An 11,229-nucleotide genomic window follows, 5' to 3' on the forward strand; every position below is an offset into this window, starting at 1 on the left:
GCGCCCAGCCGCCAGAGGCGCTGTTCGCAACTTCAGAGATGTGCGCGCGAAAGGCCCCCGACGGGCGACAACGACCGTTTCGATGAGAAATCTCCGTGCTTGCGAACGACTCATTCGCCTCCACGGATGCTGAATACCGCACGGCACAGAAAAGTGCTCACGATCAGGCCTGCCGTGCCTCCTTCGCGGGAGTATCGCAGGCAGCATCCGTCCCCTAGTCTGAGCGGAGGCCCGGGTATGACCCGGGCCTCTTCTTTGCATGCAGATACCTTGGGGGAAAATTTGTCACGCTCGAAAGCGGCCGCGCAGCCACTACACCGTCCGAAATGGCCGAGGCGAGCGCTCGCTCTCGCCGTGACCGTGCTTCTCACGGCCGGGGGTTTGGTCGCTGGTGCGACGCCCGCCGTTGCCGAGGTGACCACGGGGAGCATATCGGGCACTGTCGCGGGTGGTGGCAAGAACATCGCCAACGCGTGGGTGTCGCTCTACGAAGCCGATTCGCTGTGGCACATGCAACTCGCTGGCACCACCACCGATGCCTCGGGCAACTACACGTTCACTGATCTGGAGCCCGGCAACTACAAGATCGAGTTCCAGGAGTTCTCTGGGGCTTATGCGCCGCTGTGGTGGAAGAACGCGACGACATTCGACTCAGCGACCTCGGTAGCTGTCGCGGCGGGTGCCACGACGTCCGGAATCAATGGCGCCCTCGTCTTGGGTGCGACGATCTCCGGAAACGTCAAGCTCGGTAGCGCTTCTGGCGCCAACCTCGACGGAGTGTACGTTTACGCCATGTCCGACACCGGAGATGGCGGGCAAGCAGTCACCGACGCCTCGGGCAACTACACGATTCGTGGGCTCGTCGCGGGACCGTACACGCTGCAATTCGAAGACTCGAACTATCGAGGCGCGGCCCAATGGTGGAGCGGAAAGACGACACGCGATAGCGCAGACACCTTCACTGTCGCCGCCAGCGCAACGGTCTCGGGCAAGAACGCCATCCTCGCACCAGCCGCGACCATTTCAGGGAACGTCAAGGGCGCCGGAAACCCTGCCGTCAACCTCGCGGGCATCTCTGTATCGGCGATGTCTGACGAGGGAGTCTTCGCGTCGGCCACCACTGACGACGCCGGCAACTATGCCCTCCAAGGTCTCCCGGCGGGCAGTTACAACGTGCAGTTCGACGCCAGCGGCACTCTCTACATGAACCAGTACTGGGACGGAAAATCGTCACCGCAGGATGCGACGTCGATCGTGGTCGCCGCGGGTCAGACACGTGTTGCAAATGCGGTCCTCGCGAAGGGCGCTTCCATTTCGGGCAACGTCAAAGGCGCCGGATCCCCGAACGTGAATCTCGCCGGAATTCAGGTGCAGATTCTGGCCGACGACCCCAATTACTGGGGCGGCTATTTCGAGACGGATGTCAACGGAAACTACGTCATAACCGGACTGCCCGCAGGCAGCTACACGCTCCGCTTCGACGCTCGCAACTCCGGGAAGAATTACGTCTCAATGGGCTGGAGCACCTCTGGCTCCAGCCAGGATCCGACGCCGATCACCGTAGTTGCGGGCGAGACGGTCACCGGAAAGAATGCCGTACTCCCCGTTGGGGCGACGATCTCGGGCAACGTCAAGGGAGCGGGCTCACCGGCGGTCAACCTCGCCGGCGTCTACGTGTCCACCATGTCCAACAGTGTCGGCTCGTGGGGGTCAGCGGTCACCGACAGCAACGGAAACTACACCGTCATCGGTCTACCTGCCGGCGATTACTCTCTGACCTTCGATGCGGCATCGGCCATGCTCAACTACGTTTCCCAAGCGTGGGGAGCGACCTCCGCCGGTGATGCACCACGGTTCGCCGTCGCAGCCTCGTCCACCGTGACCGGCAAGGACGTCGTCATGGCGAAGGGCGGCACCATCTCCGGCAATGTGAAAGCCGCGGGCTCTCCGACGCGAAACCTCGAAGGCGTGACGGTGTCCGCCAGCGGCATCAGCGACGACTTCTACGCGTGGCAGTCGGCCAGCACTGACTCCTACGGCAATTACACCATCTACGGTCTTGCTGCCGGTGCCTACACGGTCTCGTTCGACTACTACGGCGGCGGCTACAACGAGCAGCCTTTCGCCCGGCAGTGGTGGAACGGCGCAACTGTCGAGTCGGCGGCCACTCCGGCGACGGTTGTTGTCGGACAGGACTCCGCCGGCAAGAACGCGACACTGGTGGAAGGTTCGGAGCTCACCGGCACCGTCACCGACGCAGCCGGCAGCCCGCTCGCCGACATCATCGTGCCGGTCTGGCAGAAAGTCGGAACCGAGTGGACCATCGTGCAGGCGTCCAGCACGGATAGCGAAGGCATTTACCGCATTTCGCGGCTCAACAGCGGCACGTACAAGGTCGGGTTCACCGATACTTGGGAAGATGAATACTGGAACGCCTCGCTCATCGGCGATGTGTACAGCGCTCAGTTCTTCTCCGGCAAGGCGACGCTCGCCACTGCTGACTCCATCACGGTGGGCGCCGCCACGACCGTCACGAACCCGACCGTCGTGCTCCAGAAGAAGGCGGCAGCGCCGACCCCGTTGACGGCAACGCCCGTGCCGACCGTCGGTGGTACGGCGCAGGTCGGAAAGGTCCTCACGGCATCCGCTGGGACCTGGACGCCGGAGCCCGTGACCCTCGCGTACCAGTGGAACCGAGACGGAACCGCTATCACCGGAGCGACCGCAGCGACGTACACCCTCGCTACGGCTGACCTCGGAAAGGCGATCACGGTCACGGTGACCGGCAGCAAGGCAGGGTTCACGACCGTGTCGAAGACGTCGGTCGCAACCGCCGCCGTGATCGCGGCCGCAACACCTGAGTTGCCGGCACTGACCGCGGCTCCGGTTCCGACGATCGCCGGGACGGCGACGGTCGGAAAGGCCCTGACCGCCACGGCAGGCACATGGACACCCGCCCCGGTGACGCTGGCCTACCAGTGGAACCGCGATGGTGTCGCGATCAGCGGCGCAACGGCAGCGACCTACTCGCTCGTCGCCGCTGACGCCGGAAAGAAGGTGACCGTCTCGGTCACCGGAACGAAGACGGGGTACGCCAGCGCGACGAGGACATCCGCCGCGACGGCGACGGTGACTGAGGAGATCAAACCCTTCGTCACGACGCCGGTGCCGACTGTTTCCGGTACGCCTGAGGTCGGTCGCACGCTGACCGCCGCGGCCGGAGCCTGGTCACCTGCACCTGACGCCCTGTCATTCCAGTGGCTTCGGGATGGCGTTGCGATCAGTGGCGCAACGGCGGGAACGCATGCTCTGACGACTGCCGATCTGGGCAAGCGCCTCACCGTGACCGTGACCGGGGTCAAGGCTGGCTACACCACGGCGGCCCAAACCTCGGTTCCCAGCCCGGTCATCGCCGCAGCCGCGGTCTTCGAACCGGTGGTGAGTCAGATCTCCGGCGACGACCGCTACAAGACGGCTGTCAAGATCGCGGAGAGCTTCGAGCCGGATGTGAAGGTGGTTTACGTCGCCACCGGCGGCAAGTTCCCTGATGCGCTGGCGGCCGCACCGGCCGCTGCCGTGCAGGGCGGGCCGCTGCTCCTGACCACCGACTCGTCACTCCCCGAGCCGGTGAAGAAGGAGATCGAACGGCTCAAGCCGCAGAAGATCGTCGTGGTCGGCGGCGAAACGGCCGTGTCGGCATCCGTCTACACCGAACTGTCGAAGCTCACGCCGTCGATCCGCAGGGATGCCGGCGGCGACCGCTTCGAGACGGCACGCGTGATCGTCGAGAAGGCCTTCGGTGAAATCGGCTCGGACAAGGCCTTCGTTGCGACGGCGCGGGACTTCCCTGATGCGCTCGCAGCGTCGGCGGCCGCCGGAGCGGTCGGCGCACCCGTTGTACTCGTCGACGGACACGAGAGTGGACTCGACGCGGCCACGACGAAGCTGCTGACCGACCTCACGGTGTCGGAAGTCGCGATCGCCGGAGGAACCGCCGTCGTCAACACGAAGATGGAAGCCTCGCTCAAGTCACTGGTCGGGGCAACGAAGGTCAGCCGCCTCGGCGGCGCCGACCGGTACGAGACGTCGGGCGCGATCAACCGCGCGTCATTCACCGACAGCGACTTCGTCTACCTGGCGGTGGGAACCGGTTACGCCGACGCGCTGGCCGGAGCCGCGCTCGCGGGAAAGAACAAGGCTCCGCTCTACACCGTGCAGGGCCACTGCGTTCCGCCGTATGTGATCGCGGACATCGCGTCGCTGGGTGCGACCAAGGTCGTGCTGCTCGGCGGCGTGAATGCGCTTGGCGTCGGGGTGAAGACGCTGACCCCGTGTAGCTGACCCGTTTAGCTCGCATCTCACGACGAGCGGTCGTCGCCGGTAATCCGGCGGCGGCCGCTCTTTTGCGTGCGCGCGCCGGGGCCGCCTGCTATTCGGGAGGAAGATCGTGGGGTCTGTCCACGTATGGACGATGGACCCCCGGATCATCCTCCCGAAAATACGGTACGGACCTCAGCTGAGCGCGATGATGAGGCAGAGCCCCGCGAGCACGACACAGACCGGGGTCATCAGGTTGCGCTCGGGCTTGCTCCGCGAGATGCCGTTCATGACGATGCCCAACGTGAAGTAGGCGGTCAGAACCCAGATGCCGATCTCTGCGACGGCGTCCGGCAGCAGGTTTGTCAGTCCGGCCGCCTCGAGAATCACGATGGCGAAGATGGCGTAGAGCACGATCGAGACCGCGCTGCCGATGCGGAGGTTGCGCGGGAGAACCTCGTGCTGGCCGCCCCAGGCGAAGCGGCCGAGGGGGCGGCCCGCGATGAGGAGCGCCTGGAAGACGGCGAGTGCGACGAGGATGAGGCAGGCGAGGATCGCCGCAGCGGTGGTCATAGGTGCACTGTAGCGGTGCTGGGAACGGCGAGAGACCGGAATGATACGACGAGAGGGCACCCGCGTGAACGGATGCCCTCTCGTCGAGGTGGGGAGGAACGCTACTTCGTGAGCGCCTCTTCTGCCTTCTTCGCCGTGAGGCGCTTGGCGACGCGACCCAGCAGGGCCGGGCCGAACGCGAAGAACACGGCGGCGATGAGGATGACCACGGAGATCGGGCTCTCGAGGATGATGCTGAAGCTTCCCTGTCCGAGAGCGGATGTCTGCACGAGCGCCTTCTCGAACAGTGGGCCGAGCACGAGGCCGAGCACGAGGGGCGCGACCGGGAGGTCGAGTTCCTTCATGACGTAGCCGATGAGCCCGAAGATGAGCACGAGCACCACGCTGAACATGTTGTTGCTCACCGAGTAGGCGCCGATGAAGCTCGTCAGCAGGATGATCGGGTAGAGGTAGCCGTACGGGATGCGGAGCATCTGGGCGAACACCGGCGCGAGCGGCAGGTTGAGCACCAGGAGCAGCACGTTGCCGATGAAGAACGAGACGAGCAGACCCCAGACCAGGGCGGGCTGGGTCTCGAACAGCAGCGGACCCGGCTGGAGACCGTAGATGGTGAACGCGCCGAGGAGCACGGCGGTCGTTCCACCACCCGGGATGCCGAGGGCGAGCGTCGGCACGAAGTTGGCGTTCGCAGCCGCGTTGTTCGCAGCCTCGGGAGCGGCGACACCTTCGATGGCGCCGCGGCCGAACTCGCCGCGGTTCTTCGACACGCGCTTCTCGATGCCGTAGGCCATGAACGAGGCCAGCGTGGAGCCGGCGCCCGGCAGGATTCCGAGCAGGAAGCCGATGCCACTCCCCCGGAAGATCGGGGCAGCGCTGCGCTTGAGCTCCGACTTGGTGATGACCATGTCCTTGAAGCGGGTGCGGATCGGAGCAGCGGCACCGATCCGGATCTGGTACAGCACCTCGCCGACGGCGAAGAGACCGATCATGACCTCGACGAACGGGATACCGCCGAGCATGTCGACGTTGCCGAACGTGAACCGCGCCTGGCTGAACCCGGTGGCGACACCGACGGTCGAGATGAGGAGACCGAGGGATGCCATCATCAGGCCGCGTTTGAGCGATCCGCCCGCGAAACTGACCACGATCACGAGACCGAGGATCATGATGGCCAGGTTCTCGACCGGGCCGAAGTTGAGCGCAAGGTCTGCGAGTGGTGGCGCGAGCGCCATCAGCAGGGCGAGGGAGATGATCGCGGCGACGAACGAGCCGATCGCGCTGATCGCGAGGGCCGAACCGGCCCGGCCCTTGCGGGCCATCTGATAGCCGTCGAGAGTCGTGACGACACTCGCGGCTTCACCCGGTGTCGAGATGAGCACCGAGGTGATGGTCCCGCCGTACTGGGCGCCGTAGTAGATGCCGGCGAGCATGATGAGCGCGGTGACCGGCTCGAGCGTGAGGGTCAGCGGGATCAGGATGGCCACACCCGTGGTGGAGCCGAGACCGGGCATGAGCCCGATGATGGTGCCCATCAGAACACCGATGAAACACCAGACGATGTTCTCGAATGTCAGAGCGGTCTGAAAACCGAGGATGAGGTTGTCGATCATGGCTAGAACATTCCGAAAAGGCCCTGGGGCAGCGGCACACGCAGCAGCACTCCGAAGACGAGGTAGGCCACACCCAGTGCGATGACCGCAACGAGGATGGAAGGAAGGAGTTTGCGTCGTTCGACGAGCACAGCCGTAACGACCAGCATGATGCCGAAGGCAAGGATGAAGCCGAGGACCTCGACGAGGGCGACGGTGGCGATCAGGATGCCGATCACCGCGATCAGCTGCTTGTTGCGTTGCTTCTGGCTGCGGCCGAAGATGTCGATGTCGGGCACTTTTGCTTCTGCTTCGAGCTCGGCGGCCGACTCGTCGTCGAGGAGGAGCTCTCGCTCGTCGACGGGGTGCTTGCGAGCCAGAAGCCGCGAGATGATGTCGCTGATGGCGAAGAGCGCCACCAGCCCACCGGACATGACCGGCAGGAAGCCGGGGCCGATGAGCCCGTCTTCAGCGAAGACGCCGTACATGAGACCGCCGATGACGGCGGCAATGCCGACGGCCGCCAGGACCGCGGTGAACGCGATCCCGGCGACCTTGAGTCGTACAGATTCCACTAGCCCAGTGCTTTCTCGAGCGATTCGTAGTTGCCGTCGAGGTACTCGGCGAAGTCGTCGCCGTAGACCGCGTTGGCCTGCATCACGTTCTGTTCGATGTACTGCGCGTACGCGTCAGACTTCTCGAACGCCTTCGCCTGCTCGATCCAGTATTCCTTGGCCTCGTCAGAGATGCCGCCGGGAGCGATGAAGCCACGGAACTGTGCGAACGACACGTCGACGCCCTGTTCCTTAGCCGTCGGGATGTCCTTCAGCTCCTTGTACTCGTAGCGCTCGTCGGAGAAGGCGCAGAGAGCCTTGAGGTCACCGGACTCGAGCTGGCCGAGAACTTCACCCGGGTTCAGCGACGCGATGTCGATGGTGCCACCGAGCAGTGCGGCGAGGACTTCGCTGCCCGACTCGAACGGAACGCGGTCGAATTCGACGTCCATCTCGTCTTCGACGAGCGTGAAGACGATCTCGTCAAGGCTGGTTGCGCCGGAGACGGCGGCGACGACGCGGTCCTTCTTGGCTGCGTCGACGACCTCGTCACAGGTTTCGTAAGGAGAGTCAGGTGCGACGACGAGGAGCGTGTAGTCGTCGCCGAGCTTCATGATCGGGGTGAAGTCGGTGTACTCGAACTCGACGTCCTGCGTGAGCGGGAGGGCGAGCAGAGCGGTTTCGGAAGCGAGGAGGTAGTTGTCCTTGCCTTCCTGGCCGAGGAAGTGCGAGTAGCCGATCGCGCCGGATCCGCCTTCGCGGTTCTCTGTGCTGACGTTGATGTCGGCGACCTCTTCGAGGCCCGAGGCAATGGCCCGGCCGCTCAGGTCGCTGCCGCCACCGGCCGAGAACGGCACGATCATGCGGACGTCACCGCTGAGCTTGAAGGCTTCGCCGCCCTCTGCTGACTTCTCCTGGGCAGCCGAGGCGCTACATCCGGTCAGTGCCAGCAGGGCGATGCCTGCGACGGCGACCGCTTTAACTGTGGTTGACACCATTGTCTATCTCCTTTGATTTCATACCAGTGATTGTGAGGTACAAGTGACGGCCATTGAGGCTGTAATCAAAGATCCTATCGGATCTACGACTGCGTTGCTGCACTATTGGCGGCCGAAACATGATTGTTACGTTGTGGGGGTTCAGGTTGGGTCGAGAACGCGATCGGATGCCTCGTCGAGCACGCGCGCGAAACTCGCGGGATCGTGGGCGAAGCGCCCGAGAAACAGACCGTCTGCCGCAGGAAGCCGTCCGAGCAGTCCCGGGCCCGCGCTCCCGCCGTAGACGATCGGCGGGACGGAGTCAGTGAGCGCCGCCAGCGCGGAGCGGAGTCCGGTGAGCACGGCGACGACGTAGTCCGGGTCCGCCGGCTCGGCGGCGCCGATCGCCCAGATCGGTTCGTAGGCGACGATCAGGGATGCCAGCTTGCCGGCATCCGCGCGGATCGCGCTCCGCACCTGCGCGAGGCAGAACGCCACGGCCTCGTCGGGGTCCGTGCGTTCCGGTTCACCGATGCAGAGCAGGGAACGCAGCCCGGCGGCATCCGCTGCCTCGACCTTGCGGGCGATGACCTCATCGGTTTCGCCGAAGTGCCGCCGGCGCTCGGCATGGCCGATCTCGACCAGGCTGACGCCCATCTCAGCGAGCAGAGCAGCTGACACTTCGCCGGTCAGTGCGCCGTCTCCCCAGCTCACCGCCTGCGCACCGATCAGCACGCCCCGGGAGGCGAGCCGATCGAGTGCGGCAGGAAGCAGGGGGAAGGACGGGATGACAAAGGGGACGACTCCGGCGAGCCCAGGGCGCGCGTCGAGTTCGGCGGCGATCCCGTCGAGCCAGGCTACGGTCTGGGCGTAGCCGAGGTACATCTTCGTGCTTGCGCCGATGTAAACGGTCACGCCGAGGCCAGTGCGGGGTCGAGGCGGTAGATGCGGATCGCGTTGGTGAGGAACGCCTGACGCTGTTCGTCGTCGCTCCAGCCCTCGGCGATCGTGACGAAGCCGCCCATGATGTCGGCATAGCTGCCGGTAAGACCGTCGACCGGAAAGTTGCTGGCGAACATGATGCGGTCAGGCCCGAAGATTTCGGCCGTGCGTTCGACGATCTCGCGGTTGTTCTCGGCAGTCCAGGGCACGCCCTGCAGACCGATGCCGGAGATCTTGATCGACACATTCGGCGCTGATGCGATCGAGGTGAGGGCCTGAGCCCAGCCGTCGATGCCCTCACGGGACCGGTCCACCGGCAGCGCCGTGTGGTTGACGATCATCGGGATGTCGGGGTGACGCTGCGCCAGCGTGAGCGCGTCGTCGAGGTGCCACCACGCGGTCTGCAGCTCGAAGTCGAGGCCGTACCGAGCCAGCAACGCGTAGCCGCGCTGCCAGTCCGGGTCGGTGAGCAGGGTCGGCGTGGCCGGGGCGGTGGCAGCGGATGCCGCCTGCCCCGGCTTGTTCCGCACGCCGCGCACGAGCGGAATGGAGGCCAGCTGTTCGAGGGTTCCCTCGACGTCGCCGCGCTTCAGCTGCGCGTGCGCGACGGCACCGCTCGGCAGCCCGAACCGGTCGGCGATCGACGCCATGTGGCGCATCTCCCCCACCGGGTCGTCGAGATCCCATTCGGTCTCCATCGTGACCGTTCCCACGATCCGGAATCCGGCGGCATCCGCCAGCAGGTCGTCCGGGAAGTAGTCCTTTTTGATGGACTCGTAGCCGCCGTAGCGGAAGGGGATCGCAGCATCCGGAAGCAGCCACGGGTTGCGCCCGAGTGACGGCTCCCAGAAGTGGTGGTGCGCGTCGACGATGCCGCCGGCGTACCGGCTCACGTCGCGGACCCGACAGTCTCGCGCTCGCCCTCGCCTTCGGCGGTCGGCGTCGTGTCGGTGTGGCGGGCGACGGCCAGCGGCTTCTCGAAGTTGATGAGCATCGAGCCGAGGAGGTACACGGTCGCGCAGACGCCGAGGAACACGAAGGACCCGGCGAAGCTTCCGCCTGAGGCTCCGATCGCGAAGCCCATGACGATGGGGGCGAGACCGCCACCACCGGAGGAGGCGACGTTCATCACACCGCCGACGGTGCCGACCTGCTTCTTCGGGGCGAGCCAGGCGGGGAGTGCCCAGTACAATCCACCGAAGTTGATGAAGAACACGGCGATGCTGAGTGCGGCCAGCGCGACGGCGCCATCGGTGACACCCGGGAGGGTGAAGATGGCGATCGCGGTTCCGATGCCGGAGATGCCGAAGATCGTCTTCATGACCACGTTGTAGCGGGTGGTCTTCGACCGCCACTTGTCGGCGGTGAGGCCGGCGACGATCTGGCCCAGTACGCCGCAGCCGTAGACGAGGAAGGTTCCCCAGCCGAGGGCGGCGAGGTCGAAGTTGAGCGCGGTAGACAGGTACGACGGGGTCCACGAGATGATGCCCCACCACACGGTCGCCCAGCCGAGGCGGCCGAACATCAGGCCCCAGAAGGAGCGTGAACGCAGGTAGTCGCTGACGCGGGGAAGCGGACCGGATGCGGTGTCGGCTGTCGCGACGTCGCTGCGGATGTGAGCGAGCTCGGCTTCATTGACGCCCTTGTGCTCTTCGGGGCGGTCCTTGAGGTAGAGGAAGTAGAGCACCGCGACGATGATCGTGACGGCGCCGGTGACGATGAACGCCATCCGCCAGCCGCCGAACGCACCGATGAGTGCGGTGACGATGAGGCCACCGACAGCGGACCCGAACGGGCCGGCCGCATCGACGAAGGTCGCGCCGCGGGCGCGCTCCTTCGCCGGCAGCCAGTTGGCGTTGAGCTTCGCGCCGGCCGGGAAGACCGGAGCCTCCGTCGCGCCGAGACCCAGACGGGTCACCGTGAGGAACATGCCGCTCGTCGCGAAGCCTGCGATGAGCTGGAAGAAGCCCCACAGGACGCCGGCTCCGCCGACGATCTTGCGCGGACCGAAGCGGTCGAGCAGCCAGCCGCCGGGAATCTGGAACAGGAGGTAGGTCCAGAAGAACGACCCGAGCAGGAAGCCCTGCATCTCGGGGGTGAGGTTGAATTCCTCACTGATGAACGGCATCGCGACCGACAGCGTGGCGCGGTCGATGAAGTTCAGCAGGACGAGGATCCAGAGGATCGAGAAGATCTGGACGCGCACCCAGGTGCGCTTCGGACGGATGGTGCTCATGGAACGACTACCTTGTCTGTGTTTCTGTACGAGTGGTGCGT

General features: G+C 65.3%; 8 protein-coding genes. 1 reads left to right on the forward strand and 7 read right to left on the reverse strand.

Annotated elements, in window-relative coordinates; all coding sequences use genetic code 11:
* The first annotated feature begins 354 nt into the window (after positions 1-354).
* Complete coding sequence (locus tag ABIE24_RS12760) at positions 355-4,341, forward strand: carboxypeptidase regulatory-like domain-containing protein (protein WP_354500234.1); 3,987 nt, start codon at positions 355-357, stop codon at positions 4,339-4,341.
* A 171-nt stretch (positions 4,342-4,512) separates the two neighbouring features.
* Here ABIE24_RS12760 and ABIE24_RS12765 read toward each other — a convergent pair whose 3' ends face one another.
* The 7 genes from ABIE24_RS12765 to ABIE24_RS12795 form a co-directional block, all read right to left on the reverse strand.
* Positions 4,513-4,890, reverse strand: coding sequence for a hypothetical protein (locus ABIE24_RS12765; RefSeq protein WP_354500236.1), 378 nt, complete (start codon positions 4,888-4,890; stop codon positions 4,513-4,515).
* Positions 4,891-4,991: 101 nt separating this feature from the next.
* A complete protein-coding gene (locus ABIE24_RS12770) occupies positions 4,992-6,500 on the reverse strand; it encodes a tripartite tricarboxylate transporter permease (protein WP_354500237.1) in 1,509 nt (502 codons plus the stop codon).
* Between the two features lie 2 nt (positions 6,501-6,502).
* Entirely contained in the window at positions 6,503-7,054 is a 552-nt protein-coding gene (locus ABIE24_RS12775) for a tripartite tricarboxylate transporter TctB family protein (RefSeq protein ID WP_354500239.1), read from the reverse strand.
* On the reverse strand, positions 7,054-8,031 hold the full coding sequence (locus ABIE24_RS12780; RefSeq protein ID WP_354500241.1) for a tripartite tricarboxylate transporter substrate binding protein: 978 nt from the start codon (positions 8,029-8,031) through the stop codon (positions 7,054-7,056). The genes ABIE24_RS12775 and ABIE24_RS12780 overlap by 1 nt, the downstream gene beginning before the upstream one ends.
* A gap of 141 nt (positions 8,032-8,172) precedes the next feature.
* Positions 8,173-8,925, reverse strand: coding sequence for a triose-phosphate isomerase family protein (locus tag ABIE24_RS12785; RefSeq protein ID WP_354500243.1), 753 nt, complete (start codon positions 8,923-8,925; stop codon positions 8,173-8,175).
* Entirely contained in the window at positions 8,922-9,845 is a 924-nt protein-coding gene (locus ABIE24_RS12790; protein ID WP_354500245.1) for an amidohydrolase family protein, read from the reverse strand. Before ABIE24_RS12790 ends, ABIE24_RS12785 begins: the two co-directional genes overlap by 4 nt.
* Positions 9,842-11,188: an MFS transporter gene (locus ABIE24_RS12795; protein ID WP_354500247.1), complete on the reverse strand. Its 1,347-nt coding sequence runs from the start codon at positions 11,186-11,188 to the stop codon at positions 9,842-9,844. The genes ABIE24_RS12790 and ABIE24_RS12795 overlap by 4 nt, the downstream gene beginning before the upstream one ends.
* Between the last annotated feature and the right edge of the window lie 41 nt (positions 11,189-11,229).

This window comes from Mycetocola sp. 2940 (assembly GCF_040548835.1).
GTDB lineage: Bacteria > Actinomycetota > Actinomycetes > Actinomycetales > Microbacteriaceae > Mycetocola_A.